Origin of the sequence: Rhizobium sp. H4 (assembly GCF_003013335.1) — a bacterium.
Taxonomy (GTDB): domain Bacteria; phylum Pseudomonadota; class Alphaproteobacteria; order Rhizobiales; family Rhizobiaceae; genus Rhizobium; species Rhizobium sophoriradicis.
The window spans coordinates 198,951-217,919 of the sequence record NZ_PSOW01000007.1 but is presented as its reverse complement, the minus strand read 5'-3'; the positions used below and the strand labels follow the sequence as shown (position 1 = coordinate 217,919).

Below are 18,969 nucleotides of genomic sequence, written 5' to 3'. Positions count from 1 at the left end.
CGGTCAGACCTTGGCTGACCGAATGCATTCTTGCAGTTTCAGGCGGGTGCGCGGCCGCGCGATGCGTATCCGTCACGGGACGAGGAACGCCTTGTCAGCCGGTCGGAAATCCGCGGGCCAGACCGTCACCCAATCCTTTCCTTGAACTTGCTTGAGCTTCGTCGATGGCTTCCCGGCATTGAACTTGCCGTCGAAAGTCCTTGGTCCGACGACCGTCTCGACGGTATTCGAGCGCAACCATGCAGCCATCGCGGCGTCGTCCAGCTTCCCTGCCCCTTCGGCTGCTGCCGCAAGAATTTGCCACGCAGCATATTCGACGGCGGCCTGATACTCGGTGCGCGGATAGGGGAAGCCTGCCGCCTTCGCTTTGTTGTCATAAGCGCTGACGAACTCCTGAGCGCCGTGATATTTGAGGAACGGCTCGTGCTCCTCGAACCAGGTAAGCGAGGTCAAGCCATTGGCTTTCGGGTGAGCTGCGGTCGGGCCGGGTGCCGGGAACAGGTAGAACTGGTTCCTTGGTTGGTAATCGATCCGGCTCATGGCATCGAGAAGCTGCACTGCCTCCATGCCGATCGCACCGGACCACAGCAGATCCGGATCAGCCGCTTTGATGCGGTTTGCGATTGCGCCGAAGTCCTTCGTGCCGAATTCGTATTCGAGGTCCAGCACGCTTTTGATGCCACGCTTGTCAGCGACCTGCTGACCGCCCTTGGCGATCGTCAGCGCGGACGGGAATTTGCTGGTGACGAAGGCGATCGTCTTGGGAGGGGTTGGCAGGCTGGCATAAGCATCAAGAACGACCTCGGTGTCGGTCAACTGCGGCTCGGCCCCGATCGGAAGAGAGGGGAACTGCAGCGGATAGGGTGCAAGGCTTGGGTCGCCAAGGCTGCTCTGAACAAGCATCTTCTTGAACCGAGCGGCAACGCCCATGGCTGCGATAATCGACGACGTGCCATAGGGGCCCATCAGGAGATCGACCTTATCGGCCGTCACCAGGCGTTCATAAAGCGTTCGCGCATTGGCGGGAAGCGATTGATCGTCGAGAAGGACGAACTCCACCCTTCGTCCGAGAATACCGCCTTTGGCGTTGATCTGCTCGACGAACACCTCGGCCGCGAGCTTATGGATCGCGCCGACGCCCGCAAGCGGACCGGTCAGCGGCAGCGTTCCGCCGACGCGGATCGGCCCCTCCTGGGCAAAAACTCTCGGCATCGAGCTGAAAGCCGCCGCGGCGGCTGCTGAGCCGAGAAATGCACGTCTGTTCATTTTAATGGAATTTGCACTCATCTCATCCTCCCATGTGCTTCCGGCATGTCTCGCGCTTGCAGCTGTCGCAGCGCGTCAGTCTCCTGCCTCAGGCGGCAGGTCAGCTCTTCGCGAGCCCTTCTGCGTAGCGCTCCAGCGTCATCGGGTTCGGCATTTTCTCGGGGTGCTCCAGCGGCACTCCCGTAAATTCGCTGGCCTCGAAGAACCACTTGGAGACGGCCGGCATCCCCCAATGCACGTTGGTGCTCAGGGATGCCGCGTCCCAACGAATGGGCTCCAACTCCGCATCTATCGTGGTGTAGTGATTGTTGAAGAATTCCACCCGGTGTCCATCGGGATCGCGCAGATAGACGAACAGAACTCCCGAAGGGCCGTGGCGGCCAGGCCCGCGCTCGACGCTGTCTCCATATCCGTAACGGCTGGCAAAGTCGCACACGGCGAAGATGTCGCTGATTTCGGGGACCGTATAGGCAAAATGGTGCAGTTGCGGGCCGATGCCGGGCACCAAGGCCAGGTCCAGGCAGACACCTTTGCGATACATGAAGTTCGCAATGAGAGTGTCGCCCGCCGCTATATATTCCGACGTGCGGAAGCCCAGTTCGCCGTAGAACGCGCTCAGCCCCAGTGGATCGGCAACCATGATCTGGCAATGGTCGAGGCCCTGGGCTCGAGCACCACGATGTTCATGCACGTCGAGAAATTTACGAGGATGGACGCTCATGCTGGAGCAAAGCTCGATGCGAGCGCCCGAGGGATCGCTGACAAGCAGCGTGCGGCCCTGGTTTCGAACCTCGACCCACTCCGCCGGAAGGCCCTTCTCCTCAAAGAAGATCTTGGCCTTGTCGAGATCTTCCTCCAGGAACACCCGGTACCCGATCCGCCTGCACGTCGGCTTGCCGCCGGCGGGTGTGAGCACGAGGCTGTGATGGCAGGCCTCGGACAGCCCGCGGAGGTAGGAGACACCGTCCGCGAATTCTGTTTCGACGAGGCCGCCGACATTGACATAGAAATCTCGGCTACACCCCACGTCATCGACTTCAAGCACGACGTGGCTGAAGCGCGTGATGTTGAAGGGAGGTTTCAAATTAACAGCCGGCAGCATGTCATCCTCGTCTATTTATTGCTAACGTTAGCATAAGAGGGCCGGTGGTTTTGTCAACGCCTGTTTTGTGCGAGACGCGCATTCGGCCCATCAAAAATTCTAACCTACGGCGGCGACCGCGGCCGGCCTTTCAGCCAAGTCTAGCGCCGACCAGCCAGCGAACGAAGCCTCTTTTCCAAGAGCCTCCTCGATCCGGAGAACCTCGTTCCACTTGGCCATGCGCTCGGAGCGGGAGAACGATCCGACCTTGAGCTGCTTGGCATCCCAGCCGACCGACAGATGGGCGATCGTCACATCTTCCGTCTCGCCGGATCGCGCCGAAACGATTGTCCGAAAACCTGCCCTTTTGGCGACGGAGAGCGCTTCGAACGTCTCTGTGATCGTGCCCGCCTGGTTCGGCTTGATCAGAACGGCATTGGCGCTTTTATCCCCGATCGCTTCCGTCACCCGCGCCGCGTTCGTCACGAAGAAGTCGTCGCCGATGATCTGGCATCGGGAGCCGTAGCGGGCGGTAAATTCCTTGAAGCCATCGGGATCATCCTCGGCGAGCGGATCCTCGATAGAGACGATCGGATATGCCTTCAACCAGCCGCCAAGCATGTCGATCATCTCGGCCGTGTCGAGCTGCCGATCTTCCAATGCCAGCGAATACTTGCCTTCGCGGCCGAATTCGGAAGCCGCGATATCGAGCGATATCGCGACCTCGCCGCCGGGTTTCAGACCGGCAGCCTCGATCGAACGCACCAAGGCATCGAGAGCCTCTTCATTGCTGGTGAAGGCAGGCCAGTAGCCTCCCTCGTCCGCCACGCCCTGGAGCTTGCCGGCACGCTTCATGATGTCGCCCGCCGCGCGGTAGACCTCGGCCGTCCACTCCAAAGCCTCCGAGAAAGTCGAGGCGGCAGGGCACATGATCATGAAATCCTGGACGTCTACCCGGCGCGCTGCATGCGCTCCGCCACCGAAAATCTGGATTTCCGGCAGCGGCATCGTAATTCCCCTGTCGGAGCCTGCGAGATACCGCCAGATCGGTTGGTCGGCCGCAGCCGCAGCGGCGTGAAGCAACGCCATCGACGTTGCTACCGACGAATTTCCACCTAGTCTGCTCCGGTTCGGTGTACCATCGAGTGTGATAATCGCGCGGTCTAGCTCGGCCTGATCCCTGGCATCCCGGCCAACCAGCAATTTGGCGATTTCCCCGTTGACGGCGGAGAGGGCCTTGTTGATGCCCAAGCCGGCAAGGGCGCTGCCGCCATCGCGTAGATCGAGAGCTTCGCCGGTTCCGGTCGATGCGCCAGCCGGGGCAATCGCCCTGCCCGTGGCACCGGAGGCCAGCTCGATTTCTACCTCAACGGTGGGCCTGCCACGGGAGTCCCAGACGCGACGGCCCTGCACTTTTCGAATTTCGGTGTTCATCATGTTCAACTGGTCCACAAAGTCAGGTTGAAATATTGGGTCATCGAGGCTCACAGGCCGTCATCGTTAATCCGTCGTATCGGGGGTCCGTGCGCCAACCAGCACCACGGCGATGGTTGCCGGTCTGTCGCTTTTGTTTCGCCAGGCGTGACGCGTTCCGTTCTGTACGAAGGTGTCGAATTGGCCCAGGCGAGTCTCATTGGCATCGTCGAGCTCCATCCAGATCTCGCCGTCGAGAACGATGCCGTAATCGACGGTCGGCGTTTGATGTTTGCCATCCGGCTCGAAACGTTCGGCCAAGCCTGGGCTGACCGCCAGGTTCTCCGCCACAGCCGCCGGTCCATCGAAATCCGGAGCCATAAAAACGGCATCCGGTGGGAACGTTAGCACTAAAAACCGCGTTTCGCCCGGCTCGGGTACGAAGCTCGTCACCAGCGGAGTTGGATCCGTTCCGTTGAATGGGACCGTCGTGGAAGCCGACGTCGACCAGACCATCCGCGACACCAGTCCGGGAACCGTCCTGAATATGTCGGTGCGCGGAACGGCGCCATCCTCGGCGAACCTGGCAACCCCCTGACTGCCGTGCTCCGTCACGACGCGCCTGATATGCACGGGAACTCTCCCGCTCGATTTTTCAGATACCAAGATAGGCCTCCCTGATGCTTGGATCATTGATGAGAACTTCGGGCGCTCCGGAGGCCGTCACGCGGCCTTGCTCGATGACGTAGGCCTGATGGGCAATTTCAAGCGCCTTGTTCACGTTCTGCTCGACGAGCAGCACGGCTACGCCTCGCTCATTGATCATCTGGATGATTTTGAACATTTCGCCGACGATCAAAGGCGACAGCCCGAGCGACGGCTCGTCCATGAGCAGCACGCGCGGCTTGGCCATCAGGCCGCGGCCGATCGCAACCATTTGCTGCTGCCCGCCCGACAAGGAACCCGCCAACGAATCCTGACGCTCTTCCAAGACAGGGAAAAGCTGAAACACCTCAGCGAGGGTAGCATCGCGCTCAGCACGAGCGAGCGAGCGGTATGCTCCGAGCGACAGATTGTCCAAGACCGTCATTGCCGTGAAAAGACGCCGCCCTTCCGGCACTACCGCTATGCCGTAATCGCACACCCGATGGCTGGGCACCTTGGAGACGTCCTTCCCCTCGATGACGATCTTTCCTTTGTGCGGACGAAGAATGCCGGCGATGGCATTTACCAGCGTGCTCTTCCCCGCCCCGTTCGGGCCGACGACCGAGACGATCTCGCCTGCTCTTACACCGATTGACAGATCCCACAGAGCGATCGCATCTCCGTAGCCGACCTCGATCTTATCGACCTCAAGCAGCATGACTGCCTCCCAGATATACGCTGACCACTGCCGGGTCTCTCATCGTTTCGCTTGGCTGCCCAAGCGCCAGAACTTTCCCCTGGTCCAGCACCGCGACACGGTCCGCCAGCGCGACAACCGCACGCATCAGGTGCTCAACGAAGATGATCGTCGTACCGCCAGCCCTGATCCGCTTGATCATTTCGACCGCATGGTCGACCTCGGCCGGATTCAAGCCGCAAAGCACCTCATCGAGCAGCAGCAGCCGCGGTTTTGCCGCCAGTGCTCTGGCGAATTCGACAAACTTGCGGTCATGCAGGTTCAATGCCTCCGGGAGCAAGTTGGCCTTGTCAGCCAGGCCGGTAAAGGCGAGAGCCTCCCTGGTGACTGCGTCGACCGCATCCAAGCCCATGCCATCTGCGCCGCCAAATCTAGCGCAGAGCCGAACGTTTTCGAGGACAGTCAGATTATCGAACAGGCGCGGGATCTGGTAGGTACGCGCCACCCCCTGCTGTGCGATCAGATGCGGTGATCGACCGGAGATCTCCTCGCCTTCCAGCGTGATCTTACCGGAGGTCATGGCGTAATGGCCGCTGATCATGTTGATCAGTGTGGACTTGCCGGAGCCATTCGGCCCGACCAGGGCGAGAATTTCCCCCCGCCGGACGTCCAGGGTCACGCCGGTCAAGGCACGGATGCCGCCAAAGGACTTGGTGACATCCTCGCATTTGAGAAGCACCGGACCGGAGCTTGCCGAGGCTGAGGGCGCGAACCGCGCAGCGGCCTGATCACTCGCCTCCTGTGCGCCAGCTCCGCTGCGCCTGTCGGCAAACCGGCGGATCAGGCTGGGAACAATGCCGGACGGCAGCACCAGTATGACAGTGATCAGCGCGAGAGCCACGCCCGCACGGCCGAATTCCGCATGAGCGCCGCTGACGATGGCGCTTTGCAGCACGGTGATGATGACCGCGCCGATGGCAGGTCCCGCCCAATGGCGCGCACCGCCGAGAATGCTCATGAGCACGACATAGAGAGGAACGGTCACCGCGAACGTCTCGCCAACCGTGACGTAGCCCACATATACCGCGTGTATTGCACCCATTGCGCCTGCAAGCGCCGACGAGATCGCAAACGACATCAGCTTGTAGCGGAACGTCGGAACGCCTTTCACCTCTGCGACGTCTTCATCGTCGTGGATTGCAAGCAAGCCCTGGCCGAACTTGCTGTGAAAGATGAAATAGGACGACGCCAGCGCAGCAAGAGCCGCGATAAGCCCGAAGATATAGAGCGAGCCAGACGCCGTCGCGCCGATCATTGGGATTTCGATTCCCGAGAGGAATACGCCCGTGCCCGAATCCAGCGCGGTGTTCGACACAATGGCCGCAATGACGAAGGTTACCGACAGCGTCAGCAGCGCGAAGAACTCGCCGCGCAGAGCTCCCGAGCGAAAGACCACCAAGCCAATCAGGACAGCGACCGCGGCCGCAAGCAGTGCCGCGGCAGGTATCGTCGCCACGAAGGGCCATGACAACTGCGTCGTCAGCGTCGCCGTCGTGTAGACCCCGATGCCGAAAAACGCGGCGTGACCAAAACTCCAGTAGCCGGTGTAACCGCTGAGGATGCCCCAGCTCGTAGCCAGCACGACCCAAAAGAAGATGATGTACAGGTAGGAAAGGTAGTAATCCGCCATTCCCAGGTAAGGCAGCGAGGCCAGGACCGCGACGGCGGGTGCTGTGATTAGGAGCTTTTTCATGGTCAAATCACCGGTTTGCGCAGGAGGATGACGATGAGCACGCTGAATGCCACGAGCGGCGCCCAAGCGGGGTTCACGACGGACATGGTCAGGCTCTCGGCCACGCCAATCAGCATTCCGGCACCCAATGCGCCGATGGGGCTGCCCAATCCTCCAATGATGGCGACGGCGAACACAACCCCGATCCAGGCCTCGATTTGAGATGGAGCCAAAGTTCCGATCAGGGCGATGAAGACACCCGCGATACCTGCCGTCGCTGAGCAGAGGCCGGCCAGGATGTACGACACGCGGGTGGAATTGATTCCGAAAGCCGATGCTACGGGGGCGTCATGGGCAGCGGCACGCAGTGCCTTGCCGAGCATGGTCTTGTTCAATGCGTACCAAGCCGCTCCGGCAAGCACGCCGGCGCAGGCAAAGGCGGAAAGATCCAATACGGGCACGAAGATCGGGCCGAGCCGGATGGTGGTCTGCGCATAGGGCGTTTCGTAGCGAAGGAAATCGGCCGACCAGACCCATTGGATCAGCGACTCGATCAGGATCGTGACGCCGAACGTGACCAGGAGAGAAGCGAATTCCTTCACCTTGAAACGCACGAACACGCTGTGCAGCGCAACGCCAAGCGCGAAGAACAGCGGAGCGATCAGAAGGGCGCTTAAATATGCCGGGACACCATAGACCGTGCCGAGCTGGTAGGTCAGGTAGGCGCCAAGGAACGCAAGCGCGAAGTGGCTGAGGTTCACAAGTTTCAACAGCCCCCAGCTCAGGCTGAGCCCCATTGCCAGCAGGCCATAAATCCCGCCCAGCAAAATGCCACCAACAGCCGACTGCAAGAAGAGAGCAAGGGTCATCAGCATCCACGTCCTTCTGTGGACACGATGATCATCTCCAAGATTGCCAGAACATCCATCCGTTATGCCTCCTCCTGCGCTAACGTTTGCACAACATTGGTCTCATAGGGCGGCGGCCATGTCAATGACATTCACGAGGTAAAATTCCTCAATGCGCGTCGCCCGAGATGCGGCAATACCGAGAGATAATTCCAAAAGGTGAAATCAACCCCATGAGATCGCTAGCTATTACGACGGGGACCCAGTCAGTGCACCGAAGATCCGTGAACGAACATCAGAGCATCTTGATTCGCCGGAGTTGTTCTGCGATTTCGGCGTTTGACAACCGCCGCGCCAATGCTATCGTTGGCGAAAGTGATCATTCGGGCTAAGCACAATGGTAACAATCAAAGATATCGCCGCCAGACTTCAGGTTTCACCCTCAACGGTGGGTCGCGCCCTCGCCGACGATCGACGCATAAGCGCCGAGATGAAGCGAAAGGTGAACGAGGCCGCAGCTCAAGCCGGTTACGTTGCCAATCGTGCTGCACGAATGATGCGCGGGGTTCAAAGCAACCTCGTTGGCCTGATCGTGCCGGATATCCGCAACAGCTTTTATTCGACCATCGCCCATGCTCTGTCGAGATGCCTTCTTTCGGCGAATTATCAGCTGACTTTGTGTGAAACCGATGACGACAGAATGCACGAGCTTCGTCATATCAGGGAACTCACCAGCGTCAACGTCGCCGGGATCATTCTGGTCCCAAGCGCCAAACCTCATCCCGATTCTGCGCGAATCCTGAAGATGACACCTCACATCCAATTGCTGCGCAAGGCGCCGTTGCTCGGCGACCAATGGTTTGGGATCGATGACAGAAGGGCGCTTTACGAGAGTACGGAACATATCATCAATGAAGGTCACAGACGGATCGCTTATATCGGCGGCACGGAAGAGCTGCCCACCGGCGCGGCTCGCGTGCAGGGTTTCCGTGACGCGGTCAAAAACTCCGGCGAGAAGATTGTCGTTCATGAGGAACTAGGCGCTCCCTCCTCGCCCGAATTCGGCCGCGAGGCCGTACGCCGCCTCCTCTCCCGCAAGGATCGACCGACGGCGCTGGTGATCGGTGCGGTACAAAACACCTCCGGAGTCATTGATGAAATCCAGGACCAAGCTTTGAGCGTCCCGGGAGACATTTCCGTCATCGGGTTCGGCGATGAACTTGGATATCGGTGGTGGGGCCCCGGACTTACGACAGTTCAGTTACCGGTTTCGGAATTGGCAACCGCCTGCGGGCTGTGGTTCCTCCATCACCTTCAGAACAAGGGGGACCTTAGCAAGCCTTATAGCTTCATCTCGCCGCCACAATTGATCATTCGCGGCAGCACGGGCGCTCCATAAACGCCGGCAGGCCAATGGATATCCAGCGGTAGGCTGCTGAATCGGGGAGAGGCGCCCGTCCCGCGACGCGCACCTCTCTTTATTGGCCGTGATTCACCCCATCCCGAGCGCGACGCTGAAAGCCCTGGATTTAGATGAGCCGCTGCCAAGACTATGCGGCATGACGAAGCGAACGCAGCTCCCGCGCTGCCAGCTTGCTCATCGGTATCCCTCTTCAAGATCAATTTTCAACGCGCCCATCAGACGAACACCGGAATTGTACCAGGCAACATTGATCGCGAGTTCGACAAGTTGCTTCTCCGACAGGAACTTCGCGACTCCACCCCAGACTTCATCCGACACATCGACGTTCAGCGTCGAGTCCTTGGCAAAGGCCATCACAGCCTTCTCCTGCTCATTGAAAAGGTCCGAGGTCTCGAAATCCGGAATGGCATGAAACTGCTCCTCCGTAAGGCCCGCCTTGAGGCCATGGGAATGATGATGCTTCACCTCGTACTCCGAGTTTGTGCAATAGCCGACCGTAAGGATCGCCATCTCACGCAGCTTCGGGCTGAGGTCGGCAGCCCGCACAGCGTTCGCGTAGGTCAGGAAATCGTTAAGGACTGCGGGAGCATTGGCGAGCGCGAGGAAGATATTTCCGGTCGGAACCTTCCTCTCCTTCAGCAAGCGCTCATTCAGCGCGGGTTGCGTCTCAGCCAATTCGGTATTTGAGACGTATCGGACTCGTGCCATTCCACCACCTCAGATTTTTTCGCAAATCGCCTGCCTAAGACCATTCGATCGGCCAGAATTTGCTAACGTTAGCATTACTTGTGTTAGAGAACCTGAGTCAATCAGATTTTCTGGCTGCAACGAAATTCCTTTGCAGGATCTCTCGCGCTCCGCTTAATGCCGCGCAGGAACCACGTGATTTTTCAACACGCCGATACCGGGAATCTCCACCTCGAGATCGTCGCCGGGAACGATCGGTCCAACGCCGGCCGGCGTGCCGGTCATGATCACGTCGCCGGGGAGCAGCGTCATGAAGCGGCTCAAGTAAGCAACGATGTCAGCAACCGGGTAGACGAGGTCTCGCGTATTCCCCGACTGTCTGACTGTGCCGTTCTGACGAAGGATGACGTCAAGGTTGGTCGGATCGATATCCGTAATGATGGCCGGACCGATCGGGGCAAAAGTGTCGTAGCCCTTGCCCGCCAACAGGCAGCCGAACTTGCTTTCCTGCCGCTGGATGATGCGGTCGCTGATATCATTGCCGCATGTGTAGCCGAGCACGTGCTGCAAGGCGTTTTCTGGGCTGATGTGGCGCCCTCCTTTGCCCACGATAGCGACCAGTTCAGCCTCGTAATGGACGATTTCGCCATCACTCGGATATTCAATGGCATCTCCGTTGCCGCACGCGGCCGTGCTTGGCTTCATGAACAACACAGGAAGCGTCGGTTGCTCTTTTCCCGTCTCGTCGGTGTGCTGCCGGTAATTATACGCGACCCCGAATATCCGCGGCCGCTCGATCGGGCACAGCAGATGGACGCTCGAAAGGTCATCCGCCTGCCCCGTTCGTTCGATCGACTGGAAGGGATCACCAGCGAGCCGTTCGATCACGCCTTCGCTTTCGACCCCATAGTGAATTCCATCGCCGGACCGGTAACGCACAATCTTCATTCTGGTCTCCATTTTTGCTAACGTTAGCGCAGACGCGATGTCTCGTCAACGCACTTCGTGCCCGGCGGTTGGGGATTGGAATTGGATCCTAGAATGCTGCAAAACAATCGGCATCGGTGCCGTCTTGCTACGAATTTCGCGCCGATAGGATGCGCGAACGGCGCTCAGCATTTTGGCTGTGCGCATCGAAACCGGTTTTCGCCTTTGGTGCTTAAACCAGCCAGCTCGCCTTACCAGTCATTGCAGCATCTCGATGCATATGTAAGGTGGCCGCACTTCATGCGGAGACTGAATCACCGATGACGACGGCGGACTACATTGCTCTGGCCTTCTTTGCCTGTGTCTGGATGGGCTATTCCTGGCTGCTGAAGGGCCGCACATTTTTCGGCCGCACCAGTCTGACGCATGCGATGACCGAACGGCGCCGCGAGTGGATCTACAATTCGCTGCGCCGCGACCTGAAGATGATCGACACGCAGATCATGGCCGGACTGCAGAACGGCACGGCCTTCTTCGCCTCGACCTCGATCTTCGCGATCGGCAGCTGCTTCGCGCTGCTGGGCGCCACCGAGAAGGTCGACGCCGTCTTTGCCGACCTGCCCTTCGTCTTCCATGGCGGTCATGCCGTCTTCGAGATGAAGGTCGGCGGACTGGCAGCGCTTTTCGGTTATGCCTTTTTCAAGTTCGGCTGGTCCTATCGGCTGTTCAACTACTGCACCATTCTCTTCGGCTCCATCCCGATGCTGCGCGATGCCGAGAGCGACGTCATCGCCGCCGAGCGGGCCGCCGAACGCGTCATCCGCATGAACGTCATTGCCGGCAGCAATTTCAACGAGGGCCTGAGGGCGATCTTCCTGTCGATCGGCTATCTCGGCTGGTTCATCAACCCTTATGTCTTCATGCTGACGACGGCGATCGTCATCTTCGTGCTGGCGCGCCGGCAATTCTTCTCTGAGGCGCGGCTGGCGATCATGGATGCCGGCCCGCCGTCCAATCTTCACCTTTCTCCTGTTCGCCGCGACATGCCGTCGAGCAGTGGAAGTGATTTGTCCGAGGGACTTTGATGACAATGCCGGCAATGCAGGCCGATGCGACTGCGAGACCCCCGCGCATCGGTCTATTGGATACGGCGCGCGGCGTCGCGCTGATCGCTATGGCAAGCTACCATTTCACCTGGGACATGGAGTTCATGGGCTATCTTGCGCCGGGCACGGCCGAGACCGGCTGGCTGAAGATCTATGCCCGGGCGATCGCCACGACCTTTCTCTTCATCGTCGGCGTCAGCCTGGTGCTTTCGAGCACGCCCGCGGTTCGCTGGCCATCTTTCTGGAAGCGTTTCGGCATGATTGCCGCGGCCGCCGCGGTCATCTCGATCGCGACGCGGATCGCGATGCCGGACGGGTGGATCTATTTTGGCATCCTGCATTGCATCGCGGTGCTCACGCTCATCGGCATTGTTTTCATCCGGCTGCCGCTCGCCGTCACGCTCGTTGTCACGCTGGCGCTCCTGGCCGCCTGGATCATCGATAATTTCGGCACACCGGGCCTGCTGCGCTCGTCCTTTTTCGATCCGCGATATCTCGCCTGGATCGGCCTTGCCGCCATGCCGGAACGGTCGAACGACTACGTGCCGCTGTTTCCCTGGGCAATGCCGTTCTTTGCCGGACTGAGCTTCGCCTCGATCGCCATCAGAACCAGGCTGCCGCACCGGCTTGCCACCCTCGGCACCGGCTCCTGGTGGCCGGCGCGACTTGGCCGCCACAGCCTTGCCTTCTACCTCATCCACCAGCCGGTGCTGATCGCCATCGCCTATGGGCTTTCCCTTCTCGTCCCGCCGCCGACGCCGGATCCGGCGGAAACTTACCTAAGGCAATGCAACTCCACTTGCGTGATGCAGCAAGGCGAAGCGCTGTGCCGCAGCTTCTGCCAGTGTACGCTCGGAAAATTGCAGGCCCAAAGCCTGTTGATCCCACTGCAGGCAAACGAGATCGACGTCCAGAAGGATGACCGGGTCCAGACACTCGTCGCCGAATGCAGCGCCGAGGCGGAATAAAGACGGGCGAGGCTCTGCCCGTTGTCAGGTAGTGACGCCGATTTCGGCGAGGCGGCCGAGGCAGGCCTCTTCGATATTGTCGAGTTCCGTCAGCGTGTCGTCTATATCCTTGCGCTTCTGGCGCAGGTCCTCACGCTTCTCGTCGACGCGCTTCATCAGAAGCTTCAGCTGGCCGAGTTCGCCCGGCGGCTCCTTGTAGACCTGGATGATCTCGCGAATTTCCGCGATGGTGAAACCGATCCGCCGCCCGCGCAGGATTTCGCCGATCAGCCGTCGGTCCGCCGGCCGAAACAGACGCGTGCGCCCTCGCCGCTCCGGATGGATCAGACCCTCGTCTTCGTAGAATCGGAGCGTGCGCGTCGAGACACCGAATTCGCGCGTGAGCTCCGTTATGCTGTAATATTTGTTCACCGGCATGTGTTCCCCGTCGTCGAACCGGCAATAATATTGACTTTTACGTAATAGTCAATTTCGGCGGCCATTCAGATGCCGAACCACCAGGTCGCGATGCCGAGAAAGGCGAAAAAGCCGGTACAGTCGGTCACCGTCGTGACGAAGACCGAGGAGGCGATGGCTGGGTCGGCCCCCATCTTGTCGAGCAGCAGCGGCAACAGGATGCCGGCAAGCGCTGCCGCCATCAGATTGATGACCATCGCCGCCGCAATCACCCCGCCGAGCTGATAGTCTTGGAACCACGTGCCGGCGATCAAGCCCATGATCGTCGCGAAGACGGCGCCGTTGAGGATGCCGACGCCCGCCTCTCTGCGGATGATGCGGCCGGCATTGTAGATATCGAGATCGCGGGTGGCGAGCGCGCGCACCGTCACCGTCATCGTCTGCGTGCCGGCATTGCCGCCCATCGAGGCGACGATCGGCATCAGCACCGCAAGCGCGATCATCTTCTCGATCGAAGCGTCGAACAGGCCGATGACGCTCGCCGACAGCATCGCCGTGCCGAGATTGATGAGCAGCCAGAGGAAACGCGAGCGCGCCGTCGACAGCACATTATCCGACAGTTCTTCGTCGCCGACGCCGCCGAGGCGCTTGATATCCTCGTCCGCCTCTTCGTGGATGACGTCGACGACGTCGTCGATGGTCAGCACGCCGACCAGCCGGCCGTTTTCGTCGACGACGGCAGCCGAGAGAAGGTCGTATTGTTCGAAGAGCTGGGCCGCCTCCTCCTGGTCCATCTCGGCCGGAACCGGATGATTGGTTTCGCGCATGATCTGCTCGATCTTCGTCTGCCGCTTGGTGCGCAGGATCTGATCGAGGTCGACGGCGCCGAGCAGCTTGAAGGTCGGATCGATGACGAAGATCTGTGAGAAGGAATAGGGCAGATCCTCCTCGTCGCGCATGTAGTCGATCGTCTGTCCCACAGTCCAGAACGGCGGCACGGCGACGAATTCCGTCTGCATGCGGCGCCCGGCCGAGCTTTCCGGATAGTCGAGCGCCCGGCGCAACCGCACCCGTTCGGTAAACGGCAGTTGCGCAAGGATCTCCTCCCGGTCTTCCTTGTCGAGATCTTCGAGAATGTAGACAGCATCGTCCGAATCGAGCTCGCCGATCGCAGCGGCGATCTGCTCGTTCGGCATCTGGTCGACGATCTCGCGGCGGATCGCCTCGTCGACCTCGGTCAGCGCCGTCATGTCGAAATCTTCGCCGAGCAGGCGCACCAGCGCCAGCCGCTGATCTGGCTGGATCGCTTCCAGCAGGTCGCCTATTTCGGATTCATGCAGGCGGGCGACATTCTGGCGCAGGAACAGCGTATCGCGATCGGCGATCGCGGCGCCGACGAGGGCAAGGAAATCGCCACGGACATTGCCGTCCTCGTCGTAAATATCCGCTTCCTCGTCATCGCGCCGGCGAATGCGGTCTTCCGTATCGGTCGTCGTCATCTGCCGCCCTCGCACCTGGTTCCAATTTCAACGGCTACCGCGCCGCATTCGCAAATGTCGGCCGAAAACACATTGTCAACAAGCGGATAGTAAATTCCGCGCGAAGCTCCCGCAGTCGGAATTCTGCTCCTGCTAGCTCAAAGCAACCCTGCCGTAAAGCGTCAAACCGCGCTTCTTGATGACAATGCCTGCGGCCAACGATAGTTTTCCCGTCGTTCAAACAGAGGAAGCCCGCTTCATGCCCGTCCGTCCGATCCTGCGTTATCCGCATCAGGGCCTGAAGACTGTCTGCGCCCCGGTGACGGCCTTCGATGACTCGCTCGCCGCGCTGGCCGACGACCTGCTGGCGACGATACGCGCGGCCCCCGGTGTCGGCATCACCGCCGCCCATATCGGCGTCTTCCTTCGTGTGACGGTGCTCGAGCTGGACAGGGCCGACGGGGTGCGCCTCTATGTCAATCCTGAGATCACCTGGCAGTCGCAGGAGACGATGATCCATACCGAGGGCAGTGTCTCCATGCCCGGCGCGACCGATGAAGTCACTCGTCCGCGGGCAATCCGCTTCCGCTATCAGGATGCCGACGGCAAGATGCACGACGAGGCCGCCGAAGATTTTCTCGCCATTTGCATCCAGCACGAGGTCGACCAGCTCGACGGCATCTTCTGGCTGCAGCGGCTTTCGCGGGTGAAGCGCGACCGCCTCGTCAAGAAATGGGAGAAGACGCAGGGCTGACAAATCGCCCGGCACACCGAACCATTCGCCCCTGTCGGCGTTTTCCCGCAGAGAAACAAGGAGCGACCATAATGGCAAGGATCGGTGACAAGACCCCGATTTCACGCGAGTCCCCGGAGCTTTCCCGCGAAGAGGATTATCGCGACCTCGAAGAACGCAATCTCGACGACGGCTGGCCCTATGCCGACGGCACCGCTGGCAGCGACCCGGCCAACCGCCCCTATGGCGAGACAAAAGCGAATTTCGACCGCGATCCCAACCAAGGCTTTCGCATCGACGGCACGGATAAGGACGGCAACGAGAACCGCCTGAAGGATACGCTGCGCCCCGGCACGATCGATCGTGACGACAGCGACGAGCTCGAAGCGCGGGTAAACGACATTCTCGAAAACATTCCCGAAGTGGATATCAACAGCATTGAGGTCCACGCCGACGGCCACGTCATCACCCTGGACGGCTCGGTGGAGACGATCGGCATCGCCCGCAAGGTCGAGCTCGGCGCGCTGTCTGTCGACGGCGTCCATCATGTCCGCAACAGGCTGCAGCTGACCGGCGTCGACGCCCACATCCCCAACGAAGACTGAACCTCACTTGACGATCATGACGGGAGGCCGCCGCCGCCTCCCCTTAGGTTCTGTTCAACATTACCAAAAGTTAACAATCTTCGATTGTAGCGATCACGGATGATCAGATTGGCTATTTTGTTAGGCGGCTGCCGTAACGGCAACGTCAAGTTCATTGACAAGACCGTGATTTCATTTGAACAAAAGGTTGCGGGCCAGCCGTAATCCGTTCACAATTTCGCCAGAATTGGAGCGCGAACTCCTATCCGCCGGGGATGGTTTATGTTGTTGAATTCAACAACAGATTGAGGAGAAGAAACCATGCGCATCAAATTTGCCCTCGCCGCATCTCTGTTCGCCGTCAGCCTCGCAGGCGCTGCCTTCGCCCAGCCGACATATTCCGACGACTATACCAATGACAGTGACGGCTTTGCGCCGAGCCCGATGGCCAAGCCCGCTCCGGTTCACTACAGCAACCGCAAGGCCCCGGCCTATTCCAGCGATTACACCAATGACAGTGACGGCTTTGCCCCGTCCGCCATGGCCACCCCAGTCGTCGACAAGACGGCAACCGCGAGCATCAAGCCCCTGCCGCCGTGCCACAGCATGGTCGGTCCGAGCGGCTCCCATACCAAGGGTGCCGACAGCGGCGCCTCGCGCACCGAAGCCTGCCGCGCAACGCATTGATCCAATAGAAGGGGCCGAAAAATCGGCCCCTTCCTTTTAATCCGGTTCTGTCGCCTCAGAACGAACGGAACGAGCCGGTAACGGGTCGTGGTCATGAAGGCGTTTACGGGGATCTCGCAGAGCGTCTCAAAATCAGATCGCGATCTTTCGAGAATCACTTTTCGCTTGAGTCGCGGTTCAGATCAGCGCGACGTGTTTCACCGTCGTCGATGCTTATGTCCGACGCGGCGGCAATCACGGCCAACTGGCCGTGTCACACATATAAAAGGTGATCAAGCTATACCGAAATCATCGCCCGGCGAGCGTTCCCTGAAGGGGATGGTGCGGTCGAGAAGACTCGAACTTCCACGGGTTGCCCCACAGCGACCTCAACGCTGCGCGTCTACCAATTCCGCCACGACCGCATCGTGGTAGGTGCCGATTTGCGTCGGCGGGGCAGCATGTAGCAAAAGCATTTGGGGTGCACAAGGGCGATATGACAGTTTTTTTGAAAACCTTTCACAGCATTTGAATTGGCTGGAAAACGGGTCCATATAGGTTGCCTGCCGCCCCTATTTATCAGGCATTTCGGGGCAAGCGGCAAGGAATGGCCATGCTTCGCACCGATCTCGAATTCTCCATGCTCCCCAAACTCGATACCCGCCCGGTGCGCTGGCGCATCGCCGACGGGCTCGTCGCCTATGAGGAAGCGGTGGAAGCGATGGAGCGCGAGGTCGCGGCGATCGCAGAGGGCGGCGACGAGCTTGTCTGGCTCGTCGAGCATCCGCCGCTCTATACCGCCGGCACCAGCGCCAATGCCGGCGACCTCGTCCAGCCGGATCGCTTCCCGGTCTTTGCGACGGGACGCGGCGGCGAATATACCTATCATGGACCCGGTCAGCGCGTCGCCTACGTCATGCTCGACCTGAAGCGCCGCCGCCAGGACGTGCGCGCCTTCGTCGCCGCCCTCGAGGAGGTCGTCATCCGCACCCTCGACATGATGAACGTGCGCGGCGAGCGGCGCGAGGATCGCGTCGGCGTCTGGGTGCGCCGCCCGGAAAAACCGCTGCTGGCCGACGGAACCATGGCTGAAGACAAGATCGCCGCCCTCGGCATCCGCTTGCGCAAATGGGTGACCTTCCACGGCCTGTCGCTGAACGTCGATCCGGACCTCGATCATTTCAGCGGCATCGTGCCCTGCGGGATATCGGCCTATGGCGTGACCAGCCTCGTCGACCTCGGCCTGCCTGTCATGATGGCGGAGGTCGACATCAGCCTGCGCGCCGCTTTCGAGACGGTTTTTGGCGAGACGGTGAACGCGCCCTGACCGCTTGCGAGGTTTGACGGCTTGATTTGCCCGGCTTTCCCGTGATGATGGGCGCCGTCCCCGAAAGAATCGGCCGCCAATGTCAGAGCCCCATCAAAACTCCCTGCAGGGCATGGCCATCATGTCCGGCGCCATGTTCATCCTGCCGACCATGGACGCCATCGCCAAATACATGGCCACCTTCGAGGCGATGTCGCCGGGCCAGGTGACATTCTACCGATTCTTTTTTCAAATCGCCTGCACCCTGCCGATCCTCGTCGCTCTTTTCGGGTTGAGGGCGTTTTCGGCCAAACGACCATGGATGAATATTCTGCGCGGCGTGCTGCATGGGGCTGCAAGCCTGCTATTCTTCGTCGCCGTCAAATACATGCCGCTTGCCGACGTCTTCGCCATCTATTTCGTCGAGCCCTTCATGCTGACCGCCATGTCGGCCGTGTTCCTTGGAGAGAAGGTCGGCTGGCGGCGCTGGATGGCGATCGCGGTCGGTTTCGGCGGCGCGATGATCGTCATTCAGCCCAGTTACGAGATTTTCGGCCTCAAGGCGCTGCTGCCGGTCGCCTGCGCCTTTCTGTTTTCGCTCTATCTTTTCCTCAATCGCGCAATCGGCGAGGCCGATTCGCCGCTCACCATGCAGACGATGGCGGGCATTGGCGGGACGGTCTTCATGGCCGCCGCCCTTCTCGCCGGCAGCGGCGCCGGCAGCGAGGATTTCGCCATCTCCCTGCCCGCCTCCGGTCTCGGTCTCGCGCTGCTTCTCGCCCTTGGCTCGATCTCCGGATATGCGCATATGCTGGTGGTCCGGGCTTTCCGGCTTGCGCCGCTATCGCTGCTTGCGCCGTTCCAATATTTCGAGATCATCTCGGCCACGGTGCTCGGCTATGCGTTGTTCAACGATTTCCCGAGTTTTTCCAAGTGGATCGGCATCTTCATCATCGTTGCATCGGGCCTTTTCATCATCTGGCGCGAGCGGCAGCAGCACAATCGCTAAAGTC

At 60.1% G+C, this 18,969-nt stretch carries 19 protein-coding genes and 1 tRNA gene; 8 read left to right on the top strand and 12 right to left on the bottom strand.

Annotated features, from left to right (window positions below; all coding sequences use genetic code 11):
- Positions 1-72: 72 nt before the first annotated feature.
- The 7 genes from C4N04_RS13260 to C4N04_RS13230 form a co-directional block, all read right to left on the bottom strand.
- The gene (locus tag C4N04_RS13260; RefSeq protein WP_183597716.1) at positions 73-1,287 is read right to left on the bottom strand and encodes an amino acid ABC transporter substrate-binding protein; all 1,215 of its coding nucleotides are present in this window, start codon (positions 1,285-1,287) and stop codon (positions 73-75) included.
- Positions 1,288-1,366: 79 nt separating this feature from the next.
- A complete protein-coding gene (locus C4N04_RS13255) occupies positions 1,367-2,368 on the bottom strand; it encodes a VOC family protein (protein WP_096771994.1) in 1,002 nt (333 codons plus the stop codon).
- Positions 2,369-2,467: 99 nt separating this feature from the next.
- Positions 2,468-3,784 (bottom strand): phosphopyruvate hydratase, encoded by a 1,317-nt coding sequence (gene eno / locus C4N04_RS13250; RefSeq protein ID WP_106796231.1) that lies wholly within the window; start codon positions 3,782-3,784, stop codon positions 2,468-2,470.
- A gap of 63 nt (positions 3,785-3,847) precedes the next feature.
- Positions 3,848-4,393: a cupin domain-containing protein gene (locus C4N04_RS13245; protein ID WP_245424646.1), complete on the bottom strand. Its 546-nt coding sequence runs from the start codon at positions 4,391-4,393 to the stop codon at positions 3,848-3,850.
- A 22-nt stretch (positions 4,394-4,415) separates the two neighbouring features.
- Entirely contained in the window at positions 4,416-5,123 is a 708-nt protein-coding gene (locus tag C4N04_RS13240; protein WP_106796193.1) for an ABC transporter ATP-binding protein, read from the bottom strand.
- Positions 5,113-6,855 (bottom strand): branched-chain amino acid ABC transporter ATP-binding protein/permease, encoded by a 1,743-nt coding sequence (locus tag C4N04_RS13235; RefSeq protein WP_106796192.1) that lies wholly within the window; start codon positions 6,853-6,855, stop codon positions 5,113-5,115. Before C4N04_RS13235 ends, C4N04_RS13240 begins: the two co-directional genes overlap by 11 nt.
- A 2-nt stretch (positions 6,856-6,857) precedes the next feature.
- Positions 6,858-7,709, bottom strand: a complete 852-nt coding sequence (locus tag C4N04_RS13230) for a branched-chain amino acid ABC transporter permease (RefSeq protein ID WP_077989183.1) — start codon at positions 7,707-7,709, stop codon at positions 6,858-6,860.
- Positions 7,710-8,079: 370 nt separating this feature from the next.
- Between C4N04_RS13230 and C4N04_RS13225 the strand changes: the two genes are divergently transcribed.
- Positions 8,080-9,081, top strand: coding sequence for a LacI family DNA-binding transcriptional regulator (locus tag C4N04_RS13225; protein WP_106796191.1), 1,002 nt, complete (start codon positions 8,080-8,082; stop codon positions 9,079-9,081).
- A 198-nt stretch (positions 9,082-9,279) separates the two neighbouring features.
- On the opposite strand, the gene C4N04_RS13220 is transcribed toward C4N04_RS13225, so the two are convergent.
- Together C4N04_RS13220 and C4N04_RS13215 are read right to left on the bottom strand one after the other, a co-directional pair.
- Complete coding sequence (locus C4N04_RS13220) at positions 9,280-9,813, bottom strand: carboxymuconolactone decarboxylase family protein (protein WP_038689115.1); 534 nt, start codon at positions 9,811-9,813, stop codon at positions 9,280-9,282.
- A 153-nt stretch (positions 9,814-9,966) separates the two neighbouring features.
- Positions 9,967-10,740, bottom strand: a complete 774-nt coding sequence (locus tag C4N04_RS13215) for a fumarylacetoacetate hydrolase family protein (RefSeq protein WP_077989186.1) — start codon at positions 10,738-10,740, stop codon at positions 9,967-9,969.
- A 299-nt stretch (positions 10,741-11,039) separates the two neighbouring features.
- Here C4N04_RS13215 and C4N04_RS13210 point away from each other — a divergent pair, with 299 nt between their 5' ends.
- Both C4N04_RS13210 and C4N04_RS13205 read left to right on the top strand, forming a co-directional pair.
- Positions 11,040-11,804 (top strand): DUF599 domain-containing protein, encoded by a 765-nt coding sequence (locus C4N04_RS13210; RefSeq protein ID WP_038689118.1) that lies wholly within the window; start codon positions 11,040-11,042, stop codon positions 11,802-11,804.
- A complete protein-coding gene (locus C4N04_RS13205; RefSeq protein ID WP_106796190.1) occupies positions 11,804-12,793 on the top strand; it encodes a DUF1624 domain-containing protein in 990 nt (329 codons plus the stop codon). The genes C4N04_RS13210 and C4N04_RS13205 overlap by 1 nt, the downstream gene beginning before the upstream one ends.
- A gap of 24 nt (positions 12,794-12,817) precedes the next feature.
- On the opposite strand, the gene C4N04_RS13200 is transcribed toward C4N04_RS13205, so the two are convergent.
- Together C4N04_RS13200 and mgtE are read right to left on the bottom strand one after the other, a co-directional pair.
- Entirely contained in the window at positions 12,818-13,210 is a 393-nt protein-coding gene (locus C4N04_RS13200; RefSeq protein ID WP_011425479.1) for a MerR family DNA-binding transcriptional regulator, read from the bottom strand.
- A gap of 65 nt (positions 13,211-13,275) precedes the next feature.
- Positions 13,276-14,688: a magnesium transporter gene (gene mgtE, locus C4N04_RS13195; RefSeq protein WP_038689121.1), complete on the bottom strand. Its 1,413-nt coding sequence runs from the start codon at positions 14,686-14,688 to the stop codon at positions 13,276-13,278.
- Between the two features lie 238 nt (positions 14,689-14,926).
- Between mgtE and C4N04_RS13190 the strand changes: the two genes are divergently transcribed.
- The 3 genes from C4N04_RS13190 (at position 14,927) to C4N04_RS13180 (ending at position 16,671) form a co-directional block, all read left to right on the top strand.
- Positions 14,927-15,421, top strand: a complete 495-nt coding sequence (locus C4N04_RS13190; protein ID WP_106796189.1) for a peptide deformylase — start codon at positions 14,927-14,929, stop codon at positions 15,419-15,421.
- Positions 15,422-15,492: 71 nt separating this feature from the next.
- Positions 15,493-16,005: a BON domain-containing protein gene (locus tag C4N04_RS13185; protein WP_038689125.1), complete on the top strand. Its 513-nt coding sequence runs from the start codon at positions 15,493-15,495 to the stop codon at positions 16,003-16,005.
- A gap of 300 nt (positions 16,006-16,305) precedes the next feature.
- Positions 16,306-16,671, top strand: coding sequence for a hypothetical protein (locus C4N04_RS13180; protein ID WP_106796188.1), 366 nt, complete (start codon positions 16,306-16,308; stop codon positions 16,669-16,671).
- Positions 16,672-16,990: 319 nt separating this feature from the next.
- Here C4N04_RS13180 and C4N04_RS13175 read toward each other — a convergent pair.
- Positions 16,991-17,075: transfer RNA gene (locus C4N04_RS13175), tRNA-Leu, on the bottom strand.
- Positions 17,076-17,257: 182 nt separating this feature from the next.
- Here C4N04_RS13175 and lipB point away from each other — a divergent pair.
- A complete protein-coding gene (gene lipB, locus C4N04_RS13170; protein WP_009996403.1) occupies positions 17,258-17,977 on the top strand; it encodes a lipoyl(octanoyl) transferase LipB in 720 nt (239 codons plus the stop codon).
- Between the two features lie 79 nt (positions 17,978-18,056).
- Complete coding sequence (locus C4N04_RS13165; RefSeq protein WP_096764973.1) at positions 18,057-18,965, top strand: DMT family transporter; 909 nt, start codon at positions 18,057-18,059, stop codon at positions 18,963-18,965.
- Positions 18,966-18,969 lie beyond the last annotated feature (4 nt).